Origin of the sequence: Adlercreutzia rubneri (genome assembly GCF_009755265.1) — a bacterium.
Lineage (GTDB): Bacteria > Actinomycetota > Coriobacteriia > Coriobacteriales > Eggerthellaceae > Adlercreutzia > Adlercreutzia rubneri.
This window is the reverse complement of sequence record NZ_WPOO01000029.1, coordinates 1-26120: the sequence shown is the minus strand read 5'-3', so window position 1 is coordinate 26120 and position 26120 is coordinate 1. Positions and strand designations below refer to the sequence as shown.

Annotated in this window: 26 protein-coding genes; 12 read left to right on the top strand and 14 right to left on the bottom strand. The window is 61.6% G+C overall.

Annotation, left to right across the window (positions count from 1 at the left end):
• Window positions 1-228 precede the first annotated feature (228 nt).
• Entirely contained in the window at window positions 229-1434 is a 1206-nt protein-coding gene (locus tag GO707_RS11370; protein WP_335878793.1) for an alpha/beta hydrolase, read from the top strand.
• A gap of 150 nt (window positions 1435-1584) precedes the next feature.
• Here the strand turns inward: GO707_RS11370 and GO707_RS11365 are convergent, their stop codons facing one another.
• Complete coding sequence (locus GO707_RS11365; protein ID WP_157013065.1) at window positions 1585-2121, bottom strand: GNAT family N-acetyltransferase; 537 nt, start codon at window positions 2119-2121, stop codon at window positions 1585-1587.
• A gap of 308 nt (window positions 2122-2429) precedes the next feature.
• Here GO707_RS11365 and GO707_RS11360 point away from each other — a divergent pair, with 308 nt between their 5' ends.
• Window positions 2430-2879 carry a zinc ribbon domain-containing protein gene (locus GO707_RS11360; RefSeq protein WP_157013064.1) on the top strand — a complete coding sequence of 150 codons (450 nt, stop codon included), beginning with the start codon at window positions 2430-2432 and terminating at the stop codon, window positions 2877-2879.
• 104 nt (window positions 2880-2983) lie between these two features.
• Here GO707_RS11360 and GO707_RS11355 read toward each other — a convergent pair whose 3' ends face one another.
• Window positions 2984-3841 (bottom strand): AraC family transcriptional regulator, encoded by an 858-nt coding sequence (locus tag GO707_RS11355; protein WP_157013063.1) that lies wholly within the window; start codon window positions 3839-3841, stop codon window positions 2984-2986.
• A gap of 344 nt (window positions 3842-4185) precedes the next feature.
• Between GO707_RS11355 and GO707_RS11350 the strand changes: the two genes are divergently transcribed.
• Window positions 4186-4659 (top strand): GNAT family N-acetyltransferase, encoded by a 474-nt coding sequence (locus GO707_RS11350; protein ID WP_157013062.1) that lies wholly within the window; start codon window positions 4186-4188, stop codon window positions 4657-4659.
• On the opposite strand, the gene GO707_RS11345 is transcribed toward GO707_RS11350, so the two are convergent.
• A complete protein-coding gene (locus tag GO707_RS11345) occupies window positions 4637-6046 on the bottom strand; it encodes an MFS transporter (protein WP_157013061.1) in 1410 nt (469 codons plus the stop codon). The genes GO707_RS11350 and GO707_RS11345 overlap by 23 nt on opposite strands.
• A 130-nt stretch (window positions 6047-6176) precedes the next feature.
• A complete protein-coding gene (locus GO707_RS11340) occupies window positions 6177-6827 on the bottom strand; it encodes an HAD family hydrolase (RefSeq protein WP_157013060.1) in 651 nt (216 codons plus the stop codon).
• A 120-nt stretch (window positions 6828-6947) separates the two neighbouring features.
• Between GO707_RS11340 and glsA the strand changes: the two genes are divergently transcribed.
• The 3 genes from glsA (at window position 6948) to GO707_RS11325 (ending at window position 9493) form a co-directional block, all read left to right on the top strand.
• The gene (gene glsA / locus GO707_RS11335) at window positions 6948-7916 is read left to right on the top strand and encodes a glutaminase A (protein ID WP_114540566.1); all 969 of its coding nucleotides are present in this window, start codon (window positions 6948-6950) and stop codon (window positions 7914-7916) included.
• Between the two features lie 122 nt (window positions 7917-8038).
• Window positions 8039-8581, top strand: coding sequence for an HsmA family protein (locus GO707_RS11330; protein ID WP_114540567.1), 543 nt, complete (start codon window positions 8039-8041; stop codon window positions 8579-8581).
• Between the two features lie 159 nt (window positions 8582-8740).
• Window positions 8741-9493: an NAD-dependent protein deacylase gene (locus GO707_RS11325; RefSeq protein WP_157013059.1), complete on the top strand. Its 753-nt coding sequence runs from the start codon at window positions 8741-8743 to the stop codon at window positions 9491-9493.
• Between the two features lie 17 nt (window positions 9494-9510).
• On the opposite strand, the gene GO707_RS11320 is transcribed toward GO707_RS11325, so the two are convergent.
• The gene (locus GO707_RS11320) at window positions 9511-10437 is read right to left on the bottom strand and encodes a HipA domain-containing protein (RefSeq protein ID WP_157013058.1); all 927 of its coding nucleotides are present in this window, start codon (window positions 10435-10437) and stop codon (window positions 9511-9513) included.
• Window positions 10438-10614: 177 nt separating this feature from the next.
• Here GO707_RS11320 and GO707_RS11315 point away from each other — a divergent pair, with 177 nt between their 5' ends.
• Both GO707_RS11315 and thpR read left to right on the top strand, forming a co-directional pair.
• Window positions 10615-11475: a DegV family protein gene (locus GO707_RS11315; RefSeq protein ID WP_114540568.1), complete on the top strand. Its 861-nt coding sequence runs from the start codon at window positions 10615-10617 to the stop codon at window positions 11473-11475.
• Window positions 11476-11574: 99 nt separating this feature from the next.
• Entirely contained in the window at window positions 11575-12135 is a 561-nt protein-coding gene (gene thpR / locus GO707_RS11310; RefSeq protein WP_114540569.1) for an RNA 2',3'-cyclic phosphodiesterase, read from the top strand.
• A gap of 102 nt (window positions 12136-12237) precedes the next feature.
• On the opposite strand, the gene GO707_RS11305 is transcribed toward thpR, so the two are convergent.
• From GO707_RS11305 to GO707_RS11290, 4 genes are all read right to left on the bottom strand, one after another.
• Entirely contained in the window at window positions 12238-12993 is a 756-nt protein-coding gene (locus GO707_RS11305; protein WP_241520759.1) for a MerR family transcriptional regulator, read from the bottom strand.
• Window positions 12994-13487: 494 nt separating this feature from the next.
• On the bottom strand, window positions 13488-14648 hold the full coding sequence (gene nrfD / locus GO707_RS11300) for an NrfD/PsrC family molybdoenzyme membrane anchor subunit (protein ID WP_157013057.1): 1161 nt from the start codon (window positions 14646-14648) through the stop codon (window positions 13488-13490).
• A 9-nt stretch (window positions 14649-14657) separates the two neighbouring features.
• Window positions 14658-15275 (bottom strand): 4Fe-4S dicluster domain-containing protein, encoded by a 618-nt coding sequence (locus GO707_RS11295; protein WP_157013056.1) that lies wholly within the window; start codon window positions 15273-15275, stop codon window positions 14658-14660.
• Window positions 15276-15277: 2 nt separating this feature from the next.
• A complete protein-coding gene (locus tag GO707_RS11290; protein WP_157013055.1) occupies window positions 15278-17677 on the bottom strand; it encodes a molybdopterin-dependent oxidoreductase in 2400 nt (799 codons plus the stop codon).
• Between the two features lie 273 nt (window positions 17678-17950).
• Here GO707_RS11290 and GO707_RS11285 point away from each other — a divergent pair, with 273 nt between their 5' ends.
• Entirely contained in the window at window positions 17951-18547 is a 597-nt protein-coding gene (locus GO707_RS11285; RefSeq protein WP_161128099.1) for a TetR/AcrR family transcriptional regulator, read from the top strand.
• On the opposite strand, the gene GO707_RS11280 is transcribed toward GO707_RS11285, so the two are convergent.
• Window positions 18544-19290: an SOS response-associated peptidase family protein gene (locus GO707_RS11280; protein WP_157013053.1), complete on the bottom strand. Its 747-nt coding sequence runs from the start codon at window positions 19288-19290 to the stop codon at window positions 18544-18546. The genes GO707_RS11285 and GO707_RS11280 overlap by 4 nt on opposite strands.
• Before the next feature lie 276 nt (window positions 19291-19566).
• Between GO707_RS11280 and GO707_RS11275 the strand changes: the two genes are divergently transcribed.
• Window positions 19567-19932, top strand: coding sequence for an arsenate reductase family protein (locus GO707_RS11275; protein ID WP_114540575.1), 366 nt, complete (start codon window positions 19567-19569; stop codon window positions 19930-19932).
• A 137-nt stretch (window positions 19933-20069) separates the two neighbouring features.
• Here GO707_RS11275 and GO707_RS11270 read toward each other — a convergent pair whose 3' ends face one another.
• Window positions 20070-20561, bottom strand: a complete 492-nt coding sequence (locus GO707_RS11270) for a hypothetical protein (RefSeq protein WP_114540576.1) — start codon at window positions 20559-20561, stop codon at window positions 20070-20072.
• Between the two features lie 12 nt (window positions 20562-20573).
• Window positions 20574-22091: a molybdopterin-dependent oxidoreductase gene (locus GO707_RS11265; RefSeq protein WP_114540577.1), complete on the bottom strand. Its 1518-nt coding sequence runs from the start codon at window positions 22089-22091 to the stop codon at window positions 20574-20576.
• Window positions 22092-22308: 217 nt separating this feature from the next.
• Between GO707_RS11265 and GO707_RS11260 the strand changes: the two genes are divergently transcribed.
• Complete coding sequence (locus tag GO707_RS11260; RefSeq protein WP_114540578.1) at window positions 22309-23775, top strand: helix-turn-helix transcriptional regulator; 1467 nt, start codon at window positions 22309-22311, stop codon at window positions 23773-23775.
• Between the two features lie 60 nt (window positions 23776-23835).
• Window positions 23836-24717, top strand: a complete 882-nt coding sequence (locus GO707_RS11255; RefSeq protein ID WP_114540579.1) for a Fic family protein — start codon at window positions 23836-23838, stop codon at window positions 24715-24717.
• A 598-nt stretch (window positions 24718-25315) separates the two neighbouring features.
• Here GO707_RS11255 and GO707_RS11250 read toward each other — a convergent pair.
• Entirely contained in the window at window positions 25316-25909 is a 594-nt protein-coding gene (locus GO707_RS11250) for a hypothetical protein (protein ID WP_157013052.1), read from the bottom strand.
• On the bottom strand, window positions 25909-26120 hold a 212-nt coding region (locus GO707_RS11245; RefSeq protein WP_157013051.1), incomplete at its 5' end, for a hypothetical protein. The genes GO707_RS11250 and GO707_RS11245, both read right to left, overlap by 1 nt.

The window sequence follows — 26120 nt, the reverse complement described above, 5'->3', positions numbered from 1 at the left end:
AGTCATCCACGGACATCTCGCCGGGCATCGAGAACCACAGATCCAGCGCATCCTGCTTGGCCCTCTTGTCGTACATTCGAACTCCCTTCCGGACACCTGGGTGTCCAACTTGGAGTCCGCACCCCCCAGACGCTTACAACTCAAGATCTGCTGCAGAAACCGGGGGGTTCGTCGACCGAAAGGTCGGCAAGGGCAGACCCTCGGCCATAGAACGCATTGCATCGCCAAATGCACACTCGGGCTTTCTCGTCTGGCCCTTGCCTTTCGGCGGTATATTACGCTAAGCAGAAAACTACGGGAATCCGGAGGGCAAACATGGTCGCGCGCAAATTGCACACCGTTGAGAAAAGAATGATCCCGTCCTCGGATCGCGACATATGGGTTCTCATCATACGCCCTACAGAAAACGCGCGGCCACAAGAAAGCACTCCAGGCATCCCGTGGCTTCACGGAGGGGGCCATCTTCACGGCATGTACCAGAAGATGCTCCTGCCCCATGCCCGCCTTCTGGTGGAAAAGTACGGCGCCGTGGTGGTGGCCCCGGAATACCGCACCGCCTTCGAGAAGCCGTTTCCCGCCGATTTGGAAGATTGCTACGCCGCCCTGCTCTTCCTGAAGGTCCACGCCGACGAGCTGGGAATCAACGACGCACAGATTATGGTGGGCGGGGAAAGCGCCGGGGGCGGCCTCACCGTGGCTACCTGCCTTTTGGCGCGCGACCTCGGCGAGGTCAACATCGCCTACCAGATGCCCCTCTACCCCATGCTGGACGACCGGGAGACCGCTTCCTCGCGGGACAATCACGCGCCGGTGTGGAACACGCGCACCAACCGGTTCGCCTGGAAGTACTATCTCCGCGACCTAGACGGCGTAACGCCACCGTCCTACGCCGCCCCTGCCCGCGAGACCAATTACGCGGGGCTGCCCCCTGCCTACACCTATGTCGGCACCGAAGAACCGTTCTATTGCGAAACGCTTGAGTACGTCGCGAACCTCAAACGCGCAGGCGTAGAAGCATCCGTGGACGTGCACCCCCACTGGTTCCATGCCTACGACATGCTGTTCCCCTTCGCGAAGAAGTCGAGGGAGGCCGTGCGACGCTTCGAAGAGCATTACCTCCATGCCGCTGAGCACTATTTCGCCCCACAAGAGAAGCGGCTTTTTAGCCAGCAGCCAAAGGCAGAACCTGTCAAGCGAATGCCTGACGACGGGAACCGCTGGCCTTCGGCGGAAGAGCCAAGCACGGCCTCGGGAGCAACCGCGCCTTGGCGCGTTTGGCGGGTGGCGGAGCATCCCGAAATGGCGGAGGAAGCGGCCACGTGGTTCTCTGCGAAGTGGGGCATTCCGGAAGAGGCATACCGAGAGAGCATGCAGGAAAGCGCCCACGCCGATGGCGCCGTCGTCAACCACCCGGTAATGGCTTGGTACCATTGAGGGCCGGCTGACCTGCCAGCGCTGGTACTGCGGCCACTGGCACATCAACAAGCACATTGACCACATCGACTTTCTGTTCGGCGACGTAGAAGAGTTCGCTGCCGGACTTAAGCCATTCGATCCCAATGCCCCTGCGAAAGAGCACTCGTTCTAAGAAGTCACCTCGTTTTCGTCCATCTTTTTCTCGAAACGGAAGAACAGCTCGCCCGAGGACGAGCCGTCCCCTCCCTCGCTCTCGGGCATGACGAGGGGGTGTTTGGGATTGAAGAACTCGACGATCTTGTAGCCGCACTTATTCACATAAAAGTGGATGTTGCGCGTTTCGACATAGGGGGTGTACAGCTCCCAGGTCTTAACGGAGGGATAGCGGCCCTCCGCCGCTGCGACGATATCCGCCCCCACGCTCTTGCCCTTCAGGCCGTTGACGACGAACAAGAGCTCGATATCGCCGCGCGCCCTTTCCGCATCGATGATAAGGACGATGCCGCCGACGCGCTGGCCGTCCCGCAGAGCCCAATAGGCCTCGGTGCCCGGCCGATTAAGGGAGGCCTCTATCTCCCCGCAGGAGATGACGGGGCCCTCAGGCGTGCCGGGGTTCTCTTCCACGAACGCATCGAAGGACTCCTTCAGCTTCTCGATGAAGGAGTTGCGGGTGTCACCGCCGAGTTTTTCAAGGGTCACTGTCATGGGGAATCTCCTGTTCAGACGAAAATGGCCCGGATATCATCACCAGGTGATACCCGAGCTCACTCGACGTCTTCCTCTGACAGGCGGTCTGCGAAGCTTTCGCCCCACGAGCCCCTACGCTACGGCGTACTGTCCTCCGACGAAATATCCAGCTTTTACGCAAAGCATTGTAACGGATGCGCCTGGCGCCTGTCCACCCGAGCAGCGCGCAACAAGGCGTTGCTTGAAAGATATGGGACGGCCAGGCAGAATGGGCTCATGCGAGAATGTGGGCAGCCATCTGGGCACCCTTACGAGAAAGGACGAACATGGCGTTCAAGGAAACCCTCGTCGCGGCGCGAGAGCAGCGCGGGATGACCCAGCAAGATCTGGCTGAAAAGCTCTACGTCACGCGGCAGGCGGTATCGCGATGGGAAAACGGCGAGACCGAGCCGTCCGTGGACATGCGAAAGCTCATTGCGACCGTGCTGGACGTGCCGGTCATCCAGCTCTTCGACATCGACGTGAGCCAGCTGTGCCAATGCTGCGGCACCCCCTTCACTGTCCCCAACATGCCCCACGGCACCGAGACCGACGGTACGGAGAACACGGCCTACTGCAAGTGGTGCTATGACGGCGGCCAATTCGCCTACCAAAGCGAAGACGAACTCATCGAGAAGACGGCCCCCTTCCTCATGGAGGCCACCGGCATGTCGCAAGAAGAGGCCGTCTCCTTCATGGGCGTCCTCGTCCCTCACCTGCAGCACTGGCAGAAGTAGCGCGCGGCTAGCGCCGGCCAACGGCGCTAGCTCCCGAGCATCTAGGGGACGGCCGAAGACGCCCCATAGATGCTGCCGGAATGGGCGGAAAGAACCCGCTTTCGCTAGGCTTTCACCACCGGGAGCCAGACTTCGCTGCGGCTGTCGGGGGCGGTCATGCGCGGCGTGAAGTAACGTTCAACGTCGGTCTTGCTCTCCCAGCGATAGCCGGACGAGGGCAGCCACTCAGTCAGGATACGGTGCCACAGGTTGGTCATCGCCTCGGGCATGGGTCCCACGCATTCGAACACCGCGTAGGTGGCCGCTTCCACGGTGCGCTCCTCCATGCCCTCGGGACACGGGCGGTTCGTCGCAACGCAGGCCATGTAGCAGTCGAACGCGCCGTCGCGGCAGAACTGAACACCGAGCAGCCCAGCCGGCTCGCTGCCGTCCACGAGATCGAGAATCTCGTGCACGTGGGGTCCCAACTTCTCCCAGTAATCGACGGCCTTCTCCCCAGCATCTTCCACCTCCCACGTCCCGTTGTCGGACGGAATGCCGACGACGCGGAAGGCGCCCTGTTCAATGATGCGGTAATCCATTGGCTCTTCTCCTTTCACGGACAAGGTGAACACGAAGCGCGGGTAGAGCGTCAGCTTAGTCTGCGGGCGCCGAGCATCGTTGGGCGAGGCACCGTGCACGCGCCGGAACGCCCGAGCGAACGCCGTCGGCGAGTCGTAGCCGTAACGCAGGGCCACGTCCACCACCTTCGCGTCCGTCGCCCGCAGATCCTGGGCTGCCCGAGTCATAGCGCGGCGACGGATGTATTCGGGCAGCGTCACGCCCGTCAGATAGGGGAACATCCGCTGCAGCTGATACTTCGAGCACACCGCAATGCGCGCAAGCACGTCCATATCGACCGTGCCATCCAAATGTTCCTCGATGTAGGCCATGGCGCGGTTCAAATCTTCAAGCTGGCTCACTTCGCACCTCCTTACCCGATCAGAGTACCCATTGAACCACGCCCCTTCCTCTCCGTTCAAGTGCAACTTCGGCACGTCCGGCTCACGCTTCTGCCCCGCCTAAGCCGCGGTCGCTGCGGTTCCGTAGCGTCTCCCAGCGCTTTACTGTTTTGAACTTCTTTTACCGCCGTTTACTGTTTTGTCAAAGAGCAACAAGGTATCGCCGCGAAGAGCCCGTCTCGTTCATGGGTGCTCTCGTCTCGCACCGGAAGTACTGATAGAAGCAGCGCACGAGCAGCACCCCGACCGCTGCAGCACGGTATGCTATAGTCCTCAAAGTTTCATGCGTGCACGGAAGGAGCACAATGGCATTCCGCATCGAAGACATTGAGCTTGGCGACGACACGGGCCCGCTAGCCGAGCTGGTCGCCTGCTGGCGAGCTTCGGTTGAGGCAACGCACACGTTTCTCACGCCGGATGATATCGAGCGCATTGCGGCCTATGTGCCAGATGCGATTGCATCCGTCGCGCACCTGGCGGTTTGCCGGGACGAGAATGGCCAGGTCGTAGGCTTTATCGGTGTCGATGGCACTATGATCGAGATGCTGTTCATCCACCCGTCCCTTCGCGGCTGCGGGCTGGGCTCACTCCTGCTCGACCATGCCGTAAGCGAGCACGGCGCCACCCTCGTGGATGTAAACGAGCAGAACGAGCAAGCCGTCGGCTTCTACGGGCACTACGGCTTCGAGGTGTTCGACCGCTCGGAAACCGACGGCATGGGCGACCCCTTCCCCATCCTGCATATGCGCCTGTGCCCTACTTCCCACGGGTCAGCTTGACCACATGGCGCGCGTAAACCACCGATAAGATGGCCGCTACCACTACAAAGGCGACCGCCAGGTACACGGTGGTCGAGAAACCTGCGCTGTAGGCCTGCGCTTTCGCCATGCCATCGGCCATCAAATGATGAACCTGCCCCGACATGAGACCGACGAAGAGCGCCGACGAAATAGATCCTGCGATCTGCACCAAAGTGGAATGGATCGACGAGCCGCTCGCGGACAGCTCGGGGTCGAGCACTTCCAGATCGACGCTCTTAATCGCAGGATACTCGGTGCCGATTCCCGCGCACGCAAGCGCCATGCAGCCCACGATGGCCAGCGCAAGATCGAGCCGCGTGAACACCGCAAGCGCCACGAACCCGACAAGGCACACGCCGAATCCGACGGGTACAAGCGGCCACACCCCCGCCTTCCCGAGCATCCGGCCGCTGACAAAGCACAGACCCGCATAGCACAGCGTCGCCGGAGCCAGCAAGCAACCAGCGATGAACGGCGTGAAACCCGCCACCCCTTCCAAATAAAGCGGAATGAGCAGACTGAGGTAAATTGAGCTCATATAGCTGAGAACGATGAGGGTCTCGCCCAGAGCATAGGTCTTGTTGCGAAGCGGACGCATGTCCAAAAGCGGATGGGCGAGGCGTCCTTGACGGTGGATGAACCACGCACACACGACAATTCCCGCGATCATGAGCGCCGCCATCGGCAGCGGGTTGCGCGTAACCTCGTTTAAACCGATCATGAAGGCGGAAAGCCCCACGGCAATGAGCACGACGCTCAGTCCGTCGACGGGCAGCTTCTGACGCGGCATAATATCGACGATCGTGCGACGCGCAATGAAAAAGAGGACGAATGCCGCCACTGTGGGAATGGCGAACAGCACCCGCAACCCCCAATAGGTAATGACAAGGCCCGCAACGATGGGAGCCACCGCAAGCCCTATTCCGATAATACCGCTATTGACGGCAAGCAGACGACCAGCCCCATTTTTAGGTGAAAGATTGAGCAGGGCCTCGTTCACGACGGGGAAATAGAGGCCCGTGGCAACGGCCTGAATGAGTCGCGCCGCCACCAAGGAGGGAAAATTCCAGGCCACCACGCCAAGCATGGAGCCGACGAACGACACGATCAGCCCGAAGAGCATGACCTTCCTCAAACCGAAGCGGTGGAGCGAGAGGGCTGCAAGCACAATGACAATACCCGCCACGATGGAATAGCCGAGCACCAGCAGGTTCGCCTCGGACAGGCTCACGTGGTACTCTGCCGAAACATAGTCGAGCGCGACGTTCATGAGCGACTGCATCAAAGAGGCAAGCAGGTTGCACGCGAACAGCACCACGATCATCGCCTGGCGGTGTTTTGCGATCTGCTTGTTTTGAACAGCCATATCAGCAACTCCTATTTTGCGTCGCAGGGCTCAAAGAGCGCGCTGCGCTTCGTACCAAGAAGCCATAGTACGAGAGAACATCGGCGCTACTTGCTGAAAGCGCGATATGGTTGTGCAGCTGTAAGCTGGCCTAGATGCCCAGCCGATCCGCGAGTTCTGTTAGCGAATCGCACATGAATGTGGGACGCTCGGCCGCCAGGGCCTCGCGCGGGAACATGCCCCAGAGGGCGGCAACGGTAGCGCAGCCAGCAGCGTTACCAGCCTGGATGTCGAAGGGGCTGTCGCCCACATAGAGACTGCGTTCCGGCGCTGTGCCCAAAAGCTCACAGCCTCGCAGGATGGGGCCAGGCGCCGGCTTGTGCTCGGGCCAATCGTCGTGGCCGATGAGGAATTGGAAGTAGCCGGCGATGCCGCTCATTTCAAGCCCGCGCTGGGCCATGGCGTGACGCTTCGACGTGACTACGCCCATCGGGATGCCCGCCGCCTGAAACCGCTCGAGCGCCGCCTTCGTGTCGCCGAAGGCGCGAATGCGCGCGTCGTGGACGCCGTCGTTGTGATCACGATAGATCTGCGTGATCTCCGTAGCCCGCGCCTCGTCGCCGCCGGTAAAGTGCAGCATCTGGTCGTAAAGCGGCGTGCCAACCCCCGCCATCAGCTCGGCGTCGTCAAGCGCACAGCCCAACACGTCGTTCACAGCATAGCGCATCGAAGTGAGAATGATGTCGTAGGTGTCGATCAGCGTGCCATCCGCATCGAACAGCACGCCCTGAATGTCGTTCATGGAAGCCTTTCTGGAAAAATCGGTAAACAGGTTATCACCATTGTAGGACAAATGGAGGCAAAGGGTGCAAGTAGCGGCGTACCATGAGGAAAACTCTCACCAAGGAGCGAGGAGCGCACCATGATCACCCGTCTCACCTTCGACCAGATCAGCACCGCGGTACACGACGCCTATGAAGCCTGCAAGGACATCAAGGGCGGCCAGAACGCGCATTATATCCCGTATCTCGCGAACATCAATCCCAGTTTGTTCGGCATCAGTCTGTGCCTGCCGGACGGCCGACTCATCTCCGTGGGCGACACCGACTACCGCTTCGGTATCGAGTCGGTGTCGAAGGTGCACACGGCCATTCTGGCGCTAGAGCAGCACGGGGCTCAGGCGATTCTTGACGACATCGGCGCCGACGCCACGGGGCTGCCGTTCAACTCCATCTTCGCTATCCTGCTGGAAAACGACCGGCCTTCCACGCCGCTCGTGAACGCCGGCGCCATAGCAGCCTGCTCACTTGTTGAGCCCCACGGCGATGCCGACGGGAAATGGAAGGCCATCTTCGACAACATGGCCGCGCTTCTGGGAAGCGAGCCGGTGCTCATCGACGAGTTGTACCATTCTGAATCCGCCACGAACTTCGACAACCGCTCCATCACCTGGCTGCTGCAAGAATACGGCCGCATCTACGACGATCCCGAGATGTCGCTTGATTTGTACACGCGCCAATGCTCGCTGGGCGTGACGGCCGAGCAGCTGGCCATCTCGGCGGCCACCATCGCCGACGACGGCGTGAATCCCCTCACGAAGCAGCGCGCGTTCGGCGCGGAGCTCACTTCCAAGGTGGTCGCGCTCATGAGCGCCGTCGGCTTCTACGAGCACTCGGGCGACTGGCTGTATGCCACGGGACTGCCCGCGAAGACCGGCGTGGGCGGCGCCGTCATCGGCGTCATGCCCGGGCTTTTCGGCGTGTGCGCCTTCGCGCCGCCGCTGGATGACGCGGGCAATTCCGTGAAGGCCCAGGCGGCGCTCAAGCACCTGATGAAGAGCTTGAATCTGAACGTCTTCTCCAACACCCACTTCGATCTCGTCGAAACCTAGAAGAACGAGACGTTGCGCGCGTCAGTTGTGCGGTTGGTCGTGCGGCGCCTCACGCAGCATGAATTTGTCCACATTGCCGGTGCAAGCATAAAGGCCGGCGCCCCATCCACGAAAGGAATCTCATGCCTATCGAGCTCATCATCGCCACCGTGGCCATCTCCCTGGCCCTGCTTTTTTACACGTGGGGCGTATTCGGCGAGCGTCGCCACGGATCGCTCAGCCTGAAATATGTCCTCTTGTTTTGGGCCGGCCTGACCTGCGACACAACGGGCACCCTCATCATGAGTAACATCGCCAGCCAGTCGAATGTGACCGGCTTCGGCATCCACGGCATCACAGGCGCGCTTGCTATCGCGCTCATGATCGTGCATGCGATGTGGGCCACCGTCACCTATCTTCGCGGCAGCCAGAAGGCGCGAAAGCGCTTCCACACGTTCAGCACGGTCGTTTGGCTGGTATGGCTTGTGCCCTACATCATCGGAATGCTCGTGGGCATTCCGGCCATCCACCTGCGGGCGGTATGCGCTATTGGCACGGCCATCGTGATCGTAGGACTCCTGGCCGCTTATCTGTTCGCCCGCGACCGCAACGACGACAAGCCCCGCAAACCGAAATCGGGTCACAACGGAAAGCACCCCGGCAGCGGCGCAGCTCTCTCGCATTAGGGCCGGGACACGAAACCACGGGCGGCGGTTCCGCACGCTCGGATGGCGCGGGCCTTCCCTTCGCAAGGCAACCTCCCAGCATCGGTTTTGGCCTATACTGAACAGGGCGCACGAGCGCCGCGACCACGCAATGCGGCAGAGTTGGGGAAGGAATGGGCCATGGCAATCGATCAAACGGAACGCGACATTGAGCAGCTGCGCCAGTGGATTGACGAATGCGCGCCGGGCCGTATGGTGTTCTTCGGGGGTGCCGGCGTGTCCACGGAAAGCGGCATCCCCGATTTCCGCAGCGCCGACGGGCTCTACGCCCAGCGCTACCCCCATCCGCCCGAGACCATGGTATCCCGCAGCTTCTTCGATGCCCATCCGCGTGAGTTCTTCGACTTCTACTGCGACCGCATGCTGGCCCTGGACGCCGAGCCCAACGCCGCCCATCGCAAGCTGGCCGAGCTGGAACGGGAAGGAACGCTTTCAGCCGTCGTAACCCAGAACATCGACGGGCTGCACCAGAAAGCCGGCAGCCGAAACGTGCTGGAGCTGCACGGCAGCGTGTGGCGCAACTTCTGCATGGACTGCGGCGCGCCCTACACCGTGGAGGAGCTGCTGGCCCTGCGCAAGCAGAGTCCCGACGGTGTGCCGCGCTGCCCGAGGTGCGGCACCATCGTGAAGCCGGACGTGGTGCTATACGAGGAGCCGCTGGACGACGGCACCGTGACCGCGGCCGTGCGCGCCATCGCTAGCGCCGACCTGCTGGTGATCGCCGGCACGAGCCTGGCGGTGTACCCGGCCGCGGGCCTCATCGACTACTTCAGTGGCGATCACTTGGCCATCATCAACCGCACCCCCACTCCGCGCGACGCCCACGCCGACCTCTGCATCGCCACCAACGTCGGCAAGGTACTGGGATACTAGAAACCCAGGATCTGCTCCTAGAGAAGCGGAAGGATACCCTCTTCGAGACGTTTTCTCAGCAGCCGCTTGTGCTCCGCGCGCATTGAATCCGATAGAAGCACGATGCCGTAAGCCTCCTCGGGCACGCTGTCGATGAGCGCGTCGATGGCGCTCATGTCCACCGCGGCTGCAAAGCGCTTGATGGCGGCGGTCAGATCGGGGTTCGACGTCTTCGCCATGTACTCGAAGGGGTGGATCGCGACGCTGCCGCCTTCGCCATCCGGCAGCCGATAGCACGAGACGTTCGTTCCGAAGGCGTCCTCGCGCTCGGCCTCTTCGTCGCCCAGGCGATGCGCCGCCACACTCGGACTGCGCTTGCTGAAGAGAGAACTGCCCATGTCGTAGACCGGCGCCAGCTCGTAGGTCATCGGCGCCGTCATGAGAACGCCCCAATTCCCGTTGTTGCGATCGGGGTTCTTGATGAAGGCGTCCGCCACGAACATGTCCCAAAACCGCTCACGTACGCCCGGCACCCTGCGCAGCAAATCGGAGGTCTCGATAGCGGCCAGCACGTCGCCGAGCAGGATGACCTCGCCATCGGACGGAGCGGAACTGAACCCGGCATCGTCATCGGAAAGGGCGTTCTTGATCTCCTTGAACTCGAAGAGCCGCGCGTTCGGGAACGTGAAGTCGCGGCAGGCACAGACGATCTTCCCGGCACGGTATCCCAGCATTGTCTCGTGCACGGGAATACCCAAAAGCTCGTAGATGTGCGATCCCAGATATTCGGAAACAGGACTTGAGGTGTACGAGGGTAGATGCTTGCCCATCAAATCCCGCGTCGTGCGCGGATACTTGGCAATCCAGGGCTCCCCTTCGATGAGAATGCCCTCTTTCTGTCCCGCGCGCCCTCCATAGAAAAGGCCGCTCGGAGCGCAATCGCGCAGATCAGCGATCTCCACCATGAAACGACCTCCTTCAATTCGCGCAAAACAGTTCAGCCATTGTAGCACGAGCGCAATAACGCCTGCATAGGCTCGCCTCGCTTACAAGAAAAGCCAGAGACGCGTTTAGGACATCCACTGTCCACAATAGCGATACAATGCATTTCAACTTTTCAACCTCCTTTGAAGGAAGTGACCATGCCTAACGTCATCATCAGCGCGGACAGCACGTGCGACCTCTCGCCGGAACAGCGGGAGCACTACCAGGTTCGCAGCTTTCCGTTTCACATCGAATTCCGCGGGCGCGACCACTTGGACAACATCGACATCACGCCCCAGGTGCTCTTCGACGGCTTCTACGAGGACAAGTCGCTGCCCCAAACGGGCGCCTGCTCGCCGGAGGCCTATCGGCAGCACTTCGCCGAGCTGACAGCCGACGGCTCGAAGGTCGTCCACTTCAACCTGGGCAGCGCTCTTTCCTCCGCCTACGAAAACGCAAGCGCAGCGGCGGCCGACATGGAGGGCGTCTACGTCATCGACGGCAAGAGTCTCTCGACCGGCATCGGCCTACAGGTGCTCGCAGCGTGCCGCATGCGCGATGCGGGCATGAGCGCCGCCGACATCGCCCGCGAGGCCTCCGAGCTGCACAACCGATCCCATGCGTCGTTTGTACTGGACACCATGGAGTTCCTTGCCGCCGGCGGCCGTTGCCCCACGCTGGTGGCCTACCTGGGCGGCAAACTCAGCTGTCGGCCGGGCATCCTGGTGGACAACCAGAGCGGCGCCATGAAGGTGGGCAAGCTCTACCGCGGCAAGCAGGAAAAGGTGCTTGAGCGCTACGTAAGCGACACGCTGGCGCGCTACACCGACATCGTGAAGGACGAGATCTTCATCACTCATTCCGGCGTGAGCGACGAGGTTGCCGCCGCCGTGCGGAAGCTGCTGGAAGAGCGCGGGTTCCGTACCATCTACACCACCACGGCCAGCTGCACCATTTCGAGTCACTGCGGACCGGGCACCCTCGGCATCCTGTTCATGACCGAAACGCCGAGCGCTTAGAAAGTACGGGACGAGAGGGGGAGCGAAGCGGAGCAGCTCGCCCGTCATCCTGCCACACCGCCACACCAGCGCACCAGCATCGAGAAACGGAGGATCGCCATGCGCGCATTCATCGCCCTGGAACTACCCGCCGACTTCGCGGATGACACGGCGGCTGCAGCGCGCCGACTAAGCGCGTCTTTGGAGGGACGTTTTCTCGACCGCAGCACCTACCATCTGACGCTGGCCTTCCTCGGCGACATCGATGATGCCGAAGCAAGTCGGGCCATGGACGCCCTCGATGTGGCTTGCGCTGGCTCGGCTCCTGTTTCGCTTGCGCCCGACGGCCTGGGAAAGTTCGGCCGCCCCGCCGACGCGACGCTCTGGCTGGGCGTGGCGCCCGACCCGGCCCTTCAGGCCCTGGCCGAACGTGTTCGCGAAGAACTCACCGCCCGCGACGTTCCCTTCGACCCGAAGCCTTTCCGCCCTCACATCACCTTGGGGCGCCGGGTGCGCATTCCGAAAAAGCCCCTACCGCCACTGGCCTTCCCGCTGCCGGCGCACGCCCGCACCGTCACACTGTTCAAGAGCACGCTTTCCCGCGACGGCGCCGAATACAAGCCGCTCTACACAGTGGAGCTGGGGGAGCCGGCAGAGATGCCGACGTCAACCCCTAATTAGCTGAAAGGCCCCGGGCGCACATGGCTACCCGGGACCGACGCCATCGTACCTTGCGGCAAGCTCACCAGGGAACCCCAGGCAAACCGCGCATCGCTCAAAAGGTTATTGCTCGGCGCACCAAGCCGCAAGTGCGTCGCGCAGGAAGGCCGTCGCACCTTCGCCTGCCGAGCCGTCGTAGTAGGCCGTGAAACGCGGATCGGCCACGTAGCCCTCGGCCAGGGCGGCATGGGCCGCTGGAGAATAGGTCCCCTCGCCCCAGTGCATTTGCAGCCAGCGAGCGTGCATGGCGCACAACTTCCGAGCCGCCTCTCCCGTCGGGTCGCCCGTCTCCTTCGCTGCAGCCAGCTGGTCGAGGATAGCAGCTTCCAACGCCTTGGCATCGTTCCATTCCTCCTGGGACATGCCGGCCATGCGCTCGTTGGCCGCGTCCATGGCCGCATCTCCGTGACGTCGGCGTACCTCGGCGCCGTAGTGCTCTTCGTTCTCGGCAATGGCCCGGGCCTTCATGCCTTCGAATCGTTCCTTATCGGTCATAGTGCATCTTCCTTCCAGGGACGCGATGGTCTTCTCCACCGTTCCCATCAGAGTTTCCAATTCTTTTTGCCGCGCGCGCAACGTGGCAAGGTGGTCGGTGAGCACCGCACGGAAGTCGAAACGGTCATCAGCGAAGGCGTCGCGAATGGCGCCGAGAGAGAGCCCACAGGACCGCAGCAGCAGAATCTGCTGCAGCCGCTCCACATCCGCCGCACCGTAACGGCGATAGCCGCTGGCCGTGCGCTCGGGATGCAGCAGCCCCTCGTCCTCGTAATGGTGCAGCGCCCGCACGGTCACGCCGGCCAGCTTCGCCAGCGAACCCACGGTATATGAGGTCCCTTCCGCTTGCGTCCTTCGCTTCTTTTGCACACGTGGCATTTTGGCCGCTCCCACCTCCGCCTCCCTTTCGTCTTCCTTCGCTTCCAGCGCTTCCGTTTCCAGCGCCTTCGCTTTCGGCGCCTTCGTTTCCGGCGCCTTCGTTTCCGGCGCCTTCGCTTTCGGCGCCTTCGCTCCCAGCGTTTTTGCTCCCAGCGCCTTCGCTTCCGCTTCTTCGCGAGATCGCTCATCTCGCCTTGCCAAGACCAGCATAAACCCTCACGTTCCGTAAGGGTCAAGGGCTTTCAGAAGATTTTGTAGCCGCAAATCAACGGTTTTTACGGAACGACCGTGATTTTGAGGCTAAAAAAGGCCCATCTTCTCGCAAACGGGCAAAAAGATAGCCCCGAATCGACGGTTCTTCCGTAAAAACCGTCGATTCGGGGCTTAAAATTCCCCAGCGCTCCTCTTGCGCCACAGCTCAGCGCTACTTCGGCGCAGCGCTACTTCTTCAGCAGCTTCTGGCAGAGCACGGTGAAGGCGCAGATGCCCAAAGCGAAGATGCCCACGGTGAGCACGATCTCGGGAACCGACGGCGCGTAGACGCCCATCAGCGTCCACATGTCGGCAGCGCCGCCCGCTTGCGCGGCCGTGGTGCCCAAGGTGATGCCGTTGCCGCCCACGATGTTGGGCACGGCGAAGCCGGTGAACATGAGCCAGCAGCGCTTGCAGAACACGCCGGCCACCACCAGCGCGGAAGCCACACCGACCACCTTCATGTTGCGGCGGTTCTTCGCGAACACCAGCAGGCAGAAGGGAATGATCAAGCCGCAGATCACCTCGAACCAGAAGAACGGGGCCGTGCCGCCGAACAGCAGGGTGTTGATCACGGCCATGCCGCCCTCGGTGCCGTTGTAGGCCGTCGTCAGGATCTCGCAGCCGATGAAGTAGGCATCCACGGCGATGCAGGTGCACAAGAGCCCGGCCAAGCTCGTGAGGAGCTCGTCGGTCGTCTCGAACACGCCACGAGCACGCAGGCCGAGCAGGGCCAGCACCAGAAGCGCCAGGCCGGAATCGAGTGCGGAGGCCACGAAGATCGGCGCCAAGATGGCGGTGTGCCACGCCTCGCGGGCCACTTCCAAGCCGAAGATCCACGCCGTCACGGAGTGCACGAGGATGGCCACCGGCAGAGCGAAGCGCGACACCACGGCCACCTTCGCCGGATCGGCCTTGCGCGAGCACATGAAATACAGGTACACCAGATTGATGACCAGGTAGCAGGTGATGACGATCATGTCCCAGGCCAGAGGCGACAGGAAGTTCAGCCCCGTGAACATGCGCCAGATGCGCTGGATGCCGCCGAGGTCCACCAGCACGCAGATGCCGGCGCAGCAGATGCACACGAGCGACAGGATGACAGCGGGCAGCGCCACGGCCTTGTACTTCTTAATGCCGAAGATAGAGGCCGACGAGGCCACGATGAGGCCGCCGGCGAACAGGCCCACGAAGAACATGAAGCAGGTGAGGTACAGCCCCCAGCTGGTGGAGTTGTTCATGCCGGTGATGCCGAGGCCGAACAGAAGCTGGTACACGTACACGCCGATACCCACAAGGGCGATGGCGCCCGAACCCACCACGAGCGGGTTTTTCATCACAGAAGTCATAGCACCCTCCTAGCGAACGTAAAAGACCTGCGGGCGCGTGCCCTTATCTTCCAACAACACCTCAGCGCCCTGATCACGGCGCAAGCGCGACACGGCGGAATCCGGGTCGTCCAGGTCGCCGAAGATGCGGGCATCGGCCGGGCAGCAGCGCACGCACATAGGCTCGTCACCCTCGTCGGTACGCTCCTTGCACAAGGTACACTTCTCCATCACGCCGCGGGCGCGCTCGGGCACGCGGGCATCTCCGTAGGAGGCACCGGTGGCGCGCACCGGATCGTTCCAGTTGAACGTGCGGGCGTTGTAGGGGCAGGCGGCCATGCACATGCGGCAGCCGATGCACTTGTCGTAGTCGATTTCCACGCGGCCCTTGTCGTCTTTATAAGTGGCGCCCGTGGGGCACACACGCTCGCACGCCGGGTTCTCGCAATGCTGGCACGCCAGCGGCAGATAGGTGCGCGTGAGGTGCGGATAGACTCCCTCAGCGCTATCGAAGCGGTCGCACCCCTCGGTGAGCACGCGGTTCCACAGCATGCCATCGGGCACGTTGTTCTGCATCTTGCAGGCCAGCGCGCAGGTGTTGCAGCCGATGCAGCGATGCAAATCAATGCCAATAGCGAGCTTCGTCATGGCTATTCACCAACCTCCTTGATCTCGATGAGCGTGTCGTTGTAGGGGATCATGGGACCGAACGGCAGGGCATAGCCGCGCGGATTCAACGTGTCGTTGGAAACGCTCTGCATGATAGTGCCGTCCAGGTACTGGCGGTAGGTGCTCTCCACCATAAAGGCGCTCTCCGGCCGCACGGCCTCGTTCACGCGCAACACCGTGCGGAAAGAGCCGCGGTCGTTGAAGACCTCTACCGCATCGCCGTCCTCCAACCCGCGGGTGGCGGCGTCGGCCGGGTTCAGCTCGATATGGGGCTCGGCCACTTCCTGAATCCACTTCGCGCCCGAGTAGGCCGAGTGCACGCGGAAGCGAGAGCGCGCCTGGTTGAACTGCAGCGGGTACTTCTCGCGCAGCGGGTTCTCCGGATAGGCCTCGCAAGGCGCCTCCCAAGCGGGGAAGGCCTGGCCGAACTCCAGCAGCGCCTCGTAATAGGGCTCCTGGCGACCCGAAGCCGTGCCGTAGGTGAAGCCCACCTCCGGGGCGATGAGATCCTCCGAGCCGATGAGGCGCAGCGCGCCGCCGGCTTCCTGCAGTTTCTCCAAGGTGAAGCCAGCCATCTGCGGATCATCGGTGGTCAGAAGCGCCCGGGCGTACTCCTCGCCATCGGCCGGGAACAGGTCGCCCAGCCCCATGGCCTCGGCGATGCCCTTCTCGATGTAGAAGTCCGACTTGCTTTCGAACAGCGGATCGAGCACCTTCAAATTGGCCAAGATGTGGGCATTGGCACACTTGATGCCGCCCACGGAATCGGCGCATTCGAACTTGCTGCACACGGGCAGAACCAGGTCGACGAAGTCGGTCACCGAGCTGTGGTAGATATCGGCCAGGCACACAAAGTCCAGCGAGTCGAGCCACTCCAGCGTCTTGTTCCAGTTCGCGGCCTTCTGGGTGGGGATATCGCCGAAGAACATCGCGCCGTGGATAGCGTCGCCCTTCACCACGTCGTAGAAGCCCTGGGGGCTCGGCGCCGGCGCCATGCCCTCGGGCAGCGGCCATGCGCCAAGCGCCGCCTCGTAGGGAGTCACGTGGTAGCCGTAGATGCCGCAACCAGTGCCGCGCTTGCCGTAGTTGCCCGTCAGCGACGCGATGAGCGCGTAGCAGTGGCCGGCCACGTCGTTGTTGCCGAACTTGTCGATGCCGCCCACGCCGTTGTCGATAATGGAAGGGCCGGCCGCATACTGCTCGGCCACATCGGCCACCATCTCGGCGGGAATGTCGCAGGTCTCAGCGGTCCATTCCAGGGTATAGGGCTCCATGTCCTTGCGAAGGCGCGTGAACTGGGTCACGTAGCGCTTGCCGTTTACGGTGAACTCGCCTTCCAGCGCCGGGACCGCACCCTCGGCGGTATGGGGCACTGCCGCGTTCGTCGCTTCGTCCCACATATAAAAGGTCTTCAGCTCCACCGGCTCGCCGGTTTCCGGATCGGTGCCCGTCACCACGTCGGCTAAACAGGCGCCCGTTTCGGCGTCGATCAAAAACGGCAGCGCGGTGTGGGCCAGCACATGCTCGCGATCGAACAACTCCTCGTCCAGGATGTACTTCGTCATGCCAAGGAAGAACGCCGGGTCGGTGCCGGCACGCAGGTTCACCCACTGATCGGCCTTGCCCGCCGTGGGGCTGAAGCGCGGGTCGAGGCAGATGAACTTCGTGCCCGCTTCCTGGGCGTCAAGCATGCCGCGCGACCAGGTGAGACTCGTTTCCACCAGATTGGTGTTGGCTAAAATGACCACGTTGGCCTCGGGCCACTCCCACATAGTATTCTGCGCGAACATGCCGATCCAGGGCGAGAACGCCATGATCTGGCCATTGCCCTGACCCATGTCGTAACCGTTCAAGCCACCGGCCTGAGCGCCGAGCACGCTGGCCAAAAGTGGTGGGAAGCGCTGGGAGGCCTCCGTGGAGAACTGGATCCACAGCGCCTCCTTGCCATACTTGTCCTGAATGGCCTTGAAGTTCTCGGCAATCATTTGGAAGGCCTCGTCCCAGCTGATGGCCTCGAACTCGCCGCTCCCGCGCTCGCCCACACGCTTCATGGGACGCTGGATGCGGGCGTCGCCGTAAATGTTCTGCACTTCGGAGATGCCCTTCAGGCACACGTTCTGGAAGCGCTTGTCCTCGTTCTCGCGCGGCTGGATCATTGCCAAACGTCCGTCGCGCACCGTGCACTGCAGCATGCAGTTGCACAGGCAGTGCTCGTTGTGGTACGTAAAGCCCAGCGTTTCACTGGCCGCGGGCTCGGCCTGAGCCGCGCTGGCAGCGATGCCCGTCAGGCTCGCCCCCGCAGAGCCAGCCGCTCCCGTGGCCGCAGCGGCCTTCAGAAAGCCGCGACGGCTGAGCATGGCGCCCCTCGGTTTCTGCTCCATACTATCCTCCTGCTCTCTCGTGCGCAATCGGCGTCCTCGGCCGGCGCCGCATAGTCGCCTGCCTGCAGCCGATGCCCTCGATTCCGTTCCGACCCCTCGTCGGAATCGGTTTCTGGGTGCAGTCTACGAAGCGTCAACAGGAAAAGCACTGCCCACTCCCCCGACCCCGTGGCTTAAGCCCCACTTTCCGGAAAGTGGGCATTAACGTAGGCCTCCGAGCAAGCGCAAAACCGCTAAGATGCTAACCAGCCAATGAAACGACGAGGAGGGACGATGGCGGACAAGAAGAGCGATCTGCGCGTCGTGCGCACGCGCAATGCCCTGCGCGCGGCCTTCGAGGAGCTTATCGCCGAGACGACCCTCGACAAGATCACCGTGAAAGCCCTCACCGACCGGGCCGGCATCAACCGCAAAACCTTCTACTTGCACTACGAGACCATCGAGGCCTTCTACGACGAAATCATGAACGGCATCATGGACGAGTTCTTCGAGTACTACGAGAAAACGCCGGACGACCCTTGGGATATGGACGGTCACGCCCGACGTTTCTTTCGCTATCTGGCCGCCCAGCCTCCCATGATTGAGCAGCTGGTGTGCTCGCCGAGCTTCTACGATTTCGGAGAGCGCATCTATGCCACCCAAATGAACCGTTACCGGGCCTTTGCCGACGAGCTGTTCTGGCGCGAGGGGATCACGTCCGAGAGCGAAGAACTGATATGCGCGCTTATTCGCAACATGGCCCTGGAATGCTACCGCCAATGGGTGCGCGCGGGAAAGGTCGTTCCCATGGAAGAGGCGGCCCAGATTCTCGGCTCCATGGCGTTGCACAGCGTCGAGCACCTCATGAGCCCCCGGCCCGAGAGCGATTAGAACAGCGACATTTGGTCGGAGTCGGAGGGACGACGGGTGGGAGCGGGTTCTTCCTGGGCTTCCAGGGGCACGGGCGCGTGACGAGCGAGCAGGTCGCGGGCGTCGGTGGAACGATCCAGCCACGCCAAGGCTTCCGGCGCCGTCAGCGAGAGGGGCATGCGGCTGTGAACGCGCCCCACCACGGCGTCGGGCTCGCAGGTGACCAGCACGAAGCGGTCGCCCAAACGCAGTCCCGCCAGCAGAAGCGCCGTACCGCCCGCACTCGCGAACCGATACTGGGGCTTGCGACCGCCTGTTCCGCCATCGACATTCCGCGTCTCGTAAAAGGCGCGCACGGGCACAATGCAGCGGCCGTTCTCGACCGCCTCACTCCACAGGCCCGATCCCGACAGCGCCGATTCGATGCGCGCGTTGAACACGAGCCCGCGCTTCCAGGAAACATCGACGCCCCACAAAAGGTCGACCCTCGTCAGATCGCCACCGCGATCACCGACGAAGGAGGCTCCCTCGCCGTCGGAAACCCAATCGCCTTCGATCCGCTCGCCATCCATCACAATAACCGAGCTTTCCGCGCCGGGATAGCAATCAAGCGCGTCGAAGGGCACGTCCACCGGCTTCCCGAACGCTGGGGGCACCGCCATCGCCGCCCCCGTGCCGCTCGCCAGCGCCCGCCGCACGGCCCGCAGCCAATCGAGCACCGCATCGGCCTCTTCCCCGCTCACCATCTCAAACCGATGACACACAACGGCCCCCTTCGGATTCGCGCCCGCACGCTTTCTCGCCCCGAACTCGCAGCTGAATAAGACCTATCCGGAAGACACTGTTTTGCAATATGCGTGAGCTTGATCTGCAAAACCCGCACTGTAGCGAAATCTATTGAATATAGACAGGTCGTAGGAATATACCAAGTATAGTAAATATAGCAAATCTATTTTTCGGACGAAGTATAGCAAATATAATTCTCAAGCGAAGTAGAGCGAATGCAGCCCTTGGGCTGCGCGTGAGAAAGCGGGGGCGCCATGGCCGCCGATGTTCTGTTCTTGGAATACCCGAAGTGCTCCACCTGCCAGAAAGCGAAGAAGTGGCTGGACGCGCACGACGTGGCCTACACCGATCGGCACATCGTGGAGGACAACCCCACGGCCGAGGAGCTGCGCGCGTGGCACGAGCGGAGCGGACTGCCCCTGAAGCGCTTCTTCAACACGAGCGGCATGCTCTACCGCGAGATGGAGCTGTCGAAGAAGCTGCCCGACATGCCCGAAGACGAGCAATACGCCCTGCTCGCCACCAACGGCATGCTCGTAAAGCGCCCCTTGCTCATCACCGCCGCCACCGTCATCCCCGGCTTCAAGGAAACCGCTTGGGAAGAGGCGCTGGGGGCTTAGTGCAGCGGCGAAACTGCGGGCTAAACCGCAGGCATCTCAGATAAGCAAAGCCGACAGCTAAATCGGCCCGACCTTCCCGCCAACGCGGGCCGACCGGGCCGATTCATGAAATAGCAAGTAGAGGGGAGGCTTGCTATTTACCGAGATTGGGCAAGTGCTACCAGAGCCTCAAGGCTCACCCCCGAGACTTCAGCTTGCGCTACCGCCCCGCCACCCGGAGCATTGGAAGCGCAGGAGCACCCGATGATCTTGGCCGAGTCCCCCTCCTCGAGCATCTGCTCGGGAACCGTCCACGAAAGCCCGTCGATGCCGCTCACTCTCAGATCGCTTGCCACGCTGCGAACCGCGTAGTCGGGCAAAGACGCACAAAGTGTCGCAGCGGCCTTGGAGAAGATGCCGCTAATGTACTCGTTCGAACTTAGCGAATCCTGCGTATAGACGAACGTACCGACAACTTTGGAAACAGCATCATGGCTCTCCGTCGCAACAGCTTCCTGCGAGACATCTTGGATCGCGACCGCGTCACAAGTCCCATTCGACTCAATGGCCATGGCTGGCGCAACTATGGCACTACTCGCAAGCATTGCGCAACCAACAACTGCCGTGGCCTTTTTCACAGTCTTGCTCATGATCTCCCCTTCCTACTCTTCCACAACCACATACACCGACGCGGCAGTCTGGGTATCGAAGCCGCCCGCATCGCCAGGCTTCACCGACAACATGTACACGCCGGGCTCCGTAGGCGTCCACTTTGCCGTGAAATACACCCATTGGTCTCCATCGAAATCGGCAGGAACTTCGATATCAGTCCAGCTGTAGCCGTAGTCGGCGCTGAAGCGCACTGCCGAGGTGTGGTGCTCGTCGCACTGCGCCGCCCACACATAGCCTTCCAACGTTACCGTATCGCCTAACTTGTAGGTCTGGCCGTCCTTGCTCGGAGTCCAGAAGGCACTGTCCAGCGGATCGCAAATCTGGTTGTAGATATCGGATCCCTCGGGCGGGAAACCTGTGTACCAATCGTTCCAGCCCGTCTTGTCGGGACGCTCCTCCCCAATGAAGTCAATTTGCGTGAGATACTTCGTCCATGAATAGGCGGGCCATCCGGGAACCACGTAACGCAACGGTGCGCCCTCTTCCGGGGAAAGAGGCTCTCCATTCTGGGCCCAGGCGAGCATGGCCCCCTCGGCAAGATCCTCTTCAATCTGGCTGTACAACCCGTTCATGAAGCCGTCGGCCGTCGAGCGCTGCACCGTGACCATGCCGTCCTTCAAGCCACCGCACGCCTCAATCACATCTTCGAGCAGAACACCCGTGTACTCGATATTACCTACCTGGGTGCAATCGAATCCATTGCCGGCGCAGATGGCGCAAGTTCCCTTGGTCACCTCTCCAAGCGCCTTCAATTCATCAAGCGTGAAAGTGCGAGGGCTGTTCACGCCACCGCCTACTTTCAACTCGTAGGAAGCAACATCGATATTTTCGACCTGCCCGTTGACGCTGCAAAACAAGTCCTCGAGAGAAGATGTGCGCTGGTCTAGCTCAACTTTGTCAAGCTGCCAATCATTGACCACGTTGATGCCCGCGATGGTGTCTCCTCCCGACACATTTCCGCGCAGGGCAATCCATTCCTGCCATTCGGGACTACCGACGTTCTCAGGGAAACCACCCAGCTCACCGGTGTAGATGTACTCGTCGAAGAGAACCAACTCCCCATCATTGGTGGTCGCGTGACACGTGAAGCAGTTGCCCGTGAATGCCTGGTTATTGTAATGGGCCTGATGAATCGCTTCCCCAATCATGGGGCCGCCACCGATAGCTTGCGGCCGATGGCACGTCATGCAGTCGGTGACCTTCGTCCCCTGCCCATAGGTTGCCAGATCTTTGTAGGGCAGATGCTGCCGATACCCTGAAACGAGCGAGTACAAATCGTCGCCGTGGCAAGACCCGCAACCGCGATTCCCAGCATTGATAAAGTTTGTCGTATAGTCGGCCTCGGGGAAAAAACCCGGGTCACGCTCTGTCGATCCCGATTGAGCCAAGGTGGTTGGCTCAGGCTCGACAGCTTCCACCTCGCGCGTTTGCGGCTGGCAAGCTGCCAGGCAGAAGACAGCCAACGACAGCATCAGAACGATTATTCCGACGATGCGTTTTCTTTTCATTAGTTCTCCTCCTTCTCATAGAAGTTGTTCATAGACACAGCCTCCTGCGGAACCACCTCCTTACTATTTCGCTGCACTATCAACCCTAATCTCGGCTAACGCATTCGTCTTGAGCAAAACAGACGGGTCTTTTCACGCATCTACGCAACCATTACGTAGGCGAAGAAAAAAACAACCCGTATACTCGGAATCGTTCAACTGAAGCAGAGGGGGAGCCATGGCGGAACAACCGGAAGACAAGGAAGCCAGAATAACACTGCCTATTAGCGCATCGTCTGCGCTGCTCGCCATGGGCTTTGGCCTTTGGTGGGCTTGGACGGATTCGTTTTACTTGGCATCGCCGGGAGCAAGCCCTTCAGCCACCTCCATGATTCCTTCCGAGAGATGCTTCATCTCTCTAGGCTGCGGCCTGGCTCTCATCGCCCTCCTGCTGAAACAAAGACGCCAAAAGGAGAGAGCGCCCAGGGGAATCGTCTGGGCATCTGCGCTGTGCATGAGCGTGCTGCCTTTCATAGCGCGCGTCATCCCCCTTTATACAGAGGAATCATCATGGCGAGTTCTTCTGCTACTCGTTGCCGGATTCGCATCCGCGCCGCTCTTCCTCGAGTGGCTGTCGAAAATCGCCGGCAACTCGGACGAACCATCACTTATTGTTCCTCTCGCCCTCGTTGTCGATGTTGCGGTCAACGGCTTGGCATACTTGCTCGGCGCCACCCTACCTTCTGCGAAATACGCTGTACTTCAACTTGTCTTACCCCTTGTCTCAGCTGTCGTCTTTGCAAAAACGAAGCCAATTTCCTCTGGCAACAAACCCTATGCCCAAACCATTGCGAAAGAGCATGCCCCCCACGGCGCAACTCCTTGGATCTTGCTCGCAGGATCGCTTCTATTCGCGTTTGATTTCGCCTTGCTCCTTGAGTGTATCTCGTCGATCCCGGAAAGCGCGTCTGCTCTTCAGTCCCTGCGCCTCTTAGGACCTCTAGCCTCGGCCGCACTCTTTATCACTATAGAAAACATCCTGCACAAAAGAGGCAGTCTGAGCTGGGGACTCAAATTCATCGTGACGCCCTCACTTGCCATGGGCTTCCTCGCCCTCCCCGTCATTGGTTTCCAGGTGCCCGCCATCTCATGCACGATCACGTGGATTGGCATCGATTACTTTGTCTTGACGTTCTTCACGCTTCTCTGTCAGATCATTCGGCGAGTCCAAATACCTGCTCGCCCGCTTCTCGCCCAGGGTATAGCCAGCAATTGCATTGGTCTTGCACTGGGAGCGTTCGCAGGGAAAGCCATCTGCATGATGGCCAACCCATCGCCGCTCTTGTTCTCGATAATCGCCCTCATCGTTGTCACTTCCATTATCTGGATCGCCTTCTGGATGATCGATGACCGAAAAGTCGATACTCTTTGGGGCCTCGACAAAAAACCAGCACAGCTTGTTCACGACGAACGTATTTGCCAATGCTGCGACGCCATTACCGCAACCTATGGACTCACCCCACGCGAGCACGAGATCATCGTCATGCTTGCCCATAACCGTACCGTGAGCGATATCGCTGGCGATCTGATCATCTCCGTCCGAACCGTAAACACGCACATGAACAATATCTACAGAAAGCTCGATATCCACTCGCGCAACGAGCTATCCGATCTGCTGAGATCCACGCAAGGCGACGTGCGGTAGCGGAGAGAGAACAGCGGCCCATGCTACAATAGCCCGAAGCCATCAGCAGGAAGGAGGCCCGTGGGCACGGGATCGGAATACGAGCGCTACGAAGAGCCCTACTCCCACGAGGTGCGCGACCGACGCGTGCGCGGAGCCCGGGGCCTGCAGGCCGTCGACGGGCTCACCACCAGCGCCGCCTTCGACGAGGCGGCCGAGCGCTACGTGGCCGGCGACATCAGCGCCCGCGAGCTGAGCGACATCGTAGACGACTACTACGACCAGAAGGTCGAGCGCGGCGTCAACCGCTACTCCCAGGAGGCCGACCTCGTGAGCGCCCGCATCTGCGACGCTCTGGACTCCAACGGGTTCACCTTCTCCCCCGCCACCCTGCGCGCCATCCACGGTCGCCTCTTCCGCGGCCTTATGGAAGAGCCCTTCTACGAGCAGCACTACCGCGACTACAACATCTCGAAGCGCGAGTTCGTCCTCGCACGGGAGTCGGTGGCCTACGGGGACTACGCCTCCCTCGAGGACGATTTGGAAACCGCCTTCTCGGAGTTCAGCCCCGCGCCCGCGCAGGACGGCGACTACACCGCCTACATCGCCTCGGTGGCCGACTTCATCGCGCGCGTCTGGCAGATTCACCCCTTCGCCGAAGGGAACACGCGCACCGTCGCCGTGTTCCTCCAGCAGCTGCTGCACTTCCATGGGTTTCCCCAAGACTGCAGCGAGGCCTTCGACCGATCGTCGCTGCAGTTCCGCAACGCGCTCGTGCGGGCCAACTACCGCAACATCCCGCTCGGCGTCGAACCCGATCCGACGTTCTTAAACGAGTTCATAGGCTGCCTCATCGCGGGTCGCCCCTTCCCCTACCGCAACCGCGACATGGCCGCCGCCGAGCTGTTCCGCTCCAAGGGCCTCATCCCTCCGCAAGAGGAAAGCCCCCGACGACTCGGGTAAAAAACAAATGCAGTCCCACGCCTCGGCGCAGGGGAACGTCGGATCCAGGTCGCGCCCGAAGCATCAGAAGTCGTCGACGCCGATGGGCAAATAAGAGCCACCAACTGCTCTTGCCAGAGCCTCGGAACGACATTCTGGCCAAAAATCGACTGCAAGCTGCGTCAGCGCCTAGCATCTCCGCGACGAGCAACCAATCGCAATCCTCTGATCAGGGGAAATACAGAACAGGCGCAACCAACTTTCGCGAAAGGCAATGCGGTGGCCAAAAAAGGAGCCCGCAATGCCAGTTGATGACCCTTTTTTGGCCAGGATTCTCGCGCAACCCTTAACCTCATGAAAGCGTGGGCGGGCTGGGTGACGCTGGGGGCTCGGGGCTTCGGAGAAGGCGGCTGCATCGGCGCCGCTGAAGCCGGTGATGTCGAAGCGGGCGAGGAGGTCATGCCGACCAAAAAAGCCGCCCGGGGAGGCGGGCGGCTCGTAAAGGGAGCGGGCGCAGGGAGGGAAGCGCCCGCGCGGAATTGGTCGGAGGTCGGCGAACTAAGGCTCCGCAGGCCCTCGTAGATCGAGGAGTCTTTGGAACCTCGCGGCCTTCTAACGGCTAGGAAGCGGTCGACTGCTCGAGACCTTCCGGTTCTTCGCAGTCTTCCAACTGCTGACATACGGCCAACGCTGCGGCGTAGGCGGCCTGGTAGGCCTCCACTTCAGCGGCCAGAGCGGCGAGCGATTCCGCTGGTAGCATAGCCGCGCGGGCTTCCTCAACCGTGTCGAAGGGACTCGCCTCCAACGCTCGGGCCAGGGCCTGCTCGGCGTTCTGGGCCGGCCCCACGCGCAGACCTCGCTGGGTGCCTGCGGCCATGAGCGCCAGACGCGCCTCCCCTGCTGCCTGCTCTCCCTCGGCTTCGGCCGCGCTCACGCGGGCCTCCGCCTCGGTCACCAACGCGTCGGCCCGGACAAGCTCGGCCGCCCGATAGGCCGCCGCCTTCGCCAGGCCGTCCACCGTGGCGGCAGAGCGGGCGCGCGCCAAGGCCGCGCCTTTCTCTTCCATCGCCGGCAGCTGGGCGTACAGATGCTCCAAGCGCCCGAACGCCTGCTCAACCTCTGCGCCTTCCACGACCTCCACGCCTTCCGGCCCACAGCCGGAGGTGGCCACCGCAGCAGCGACCACCTCGGACTTCAGCGTCTTCGCAGACACTAGATCTCCTGGTACACGCCGGCCAGCTGCTCGCCGAGGCACTTGCCCTGCACGAGGCAGCGCCCGTGGCTGTTGCCCTGGATGTTGTTAGCGCTACCGTAATAATCGCCGATTGGGCCCCCGCTTCCCGCCAATCGCGCCACCGCACAGGCGCCGATCGCGCTACCGGACTTTGGCCGGCGGCGCCCCCGGCGCCGCAAGGTGTAGGCTC

Coding starts and splice junctions, on each gene's coding strand:
- GO707_RS11370 (WP_335878793.1), top strand. CDS start 229: ATGCACACTCGGGCTTTCTCGTCTGGCCCTTGCCTTTCGGCGGTATAT.
- GO707_RS11365 (WP_157013065.1), bottom strand. CDS start 2,121: ATGACAGTGACCCTTGAAAAACTCGGCGGTGACACCCGCAACTCCTTC.
- GO707_RS11360 (WP_157013064.1), top strand. CDS start 2,430: ATGGCGTTCAAGGAAACCCTCGTCGCGGCGCGAGAGCAGCGCGGGATG.
- GO707_RS11350 (WP_157013062.1), top strand. CDS start 4,186: ATGGCATTCCGCATCGAAGACATTGAGCTTGGCGACGACACGGGCCCG.
- GO707_RS11345 (WP_157013061.1), bottom strand. CDS start 6,046: ATGGCTGTTCAAAACAAGCAGATCGCAAAACACCGCCAGGCGATGATC.
- GO707_RS11340 (WP_157013060.1), bottom strand. CDS start 6,827: ATGAACGACATTCAGGGCGTGCTGTTCGATGCGGATGGCACGCTGATC.
- glsA (WP_114540566.1), top strand. CDS start 6,948: ATGATCACCCGTCTCACCTTCGACCAGATCAGCACCGCGGTACACGAC.
- GO707_RS11330 (WP_114540567.1), top strand. CDS start 8,039: ATGCCTATCGAGCTCATCATCGCCACCGTGGCCATCTCCCTGGCCCTG.
- GO707_RS11325 (WP_157013059.1), top strand. CDS start 8,741: ATGGCAATCGATCAAACGGAACGCGACATTGAGCAGCTGCGCCAGTGG.
- GO707_RS11320 (WP_157013058.1), bottom strand. CDS start 10,437: ATGGTGGAGATCGCTGATCTGCGCGATTGCGCTCCGAGCGGCCTTTTC.
- GO707_RS11315 (WP_114540568.1), top strand. CDS start 10,615: ATGCCTAACGTCATCATCAGCGCGGACAGCACGTGCGACCTCTCGCCG.
- thpR (WP_114540569.1), top strand. CDS start 11,575: ATGCGCGCATTCATCGCCCTGGAACTACCCGCCGACTTCGCGGATGAC.
- nrfD (WP_157013057.1), bottom strand. CDS start 14,648: ATGACTTCTGTGATGAAAAACCCGCTCGTGGTGGGTTCGGGCGCCATC.
- GO707_RS11295 (WP_157013056.1), bottom strand. CDS start 15,275: ATGACGAAGCTCGCTATTGGCATTGATTTGCATCGCTGCATCGGCTGC.
- GO707_RS11290 (WP_157013055.1), bottom strand. CDS start 17,677: ATGGAGCAGAAACCGAGGGGCGCCATGCTCAGCCGTCGCGGCTTTCTG.
- GO707_RS11285 (WP_161128099.1), top strand. CDS start 17,951: ATGGCGGACAAGAAGAGCGATCTGCGCGTCGTGCGCACGCGCAATGCC.
- GO707_RS11275 (WP_114540575.1), top strand. CDS start 19,567: ATGGCCGCCGATGTTCTGTTCTTGGAATACCCGAAGTGCTCCACCTGC.
- GO707_RS11270 (WP_114540576.1), bottom strand. CDS start 20,561: ATGAGCAAGACTGTGAAAAAGGCCACGGCAGTTGTTGGTTGCGCAATG.
- GO707_RS11265 (WP_114540577.1), bottom strand. CDS start 22,091: ATGAAAAGAAAACGCATCGTCGGAATAATCGTTCTGATGCTGTCGTTG.
- GO707_RS11260 (WP_114540578.1), top strand. CDS start 22,309: ATGGCGGAACAACCGGAAGACAAGGAAGCCAGAATAACACTGCCTATT.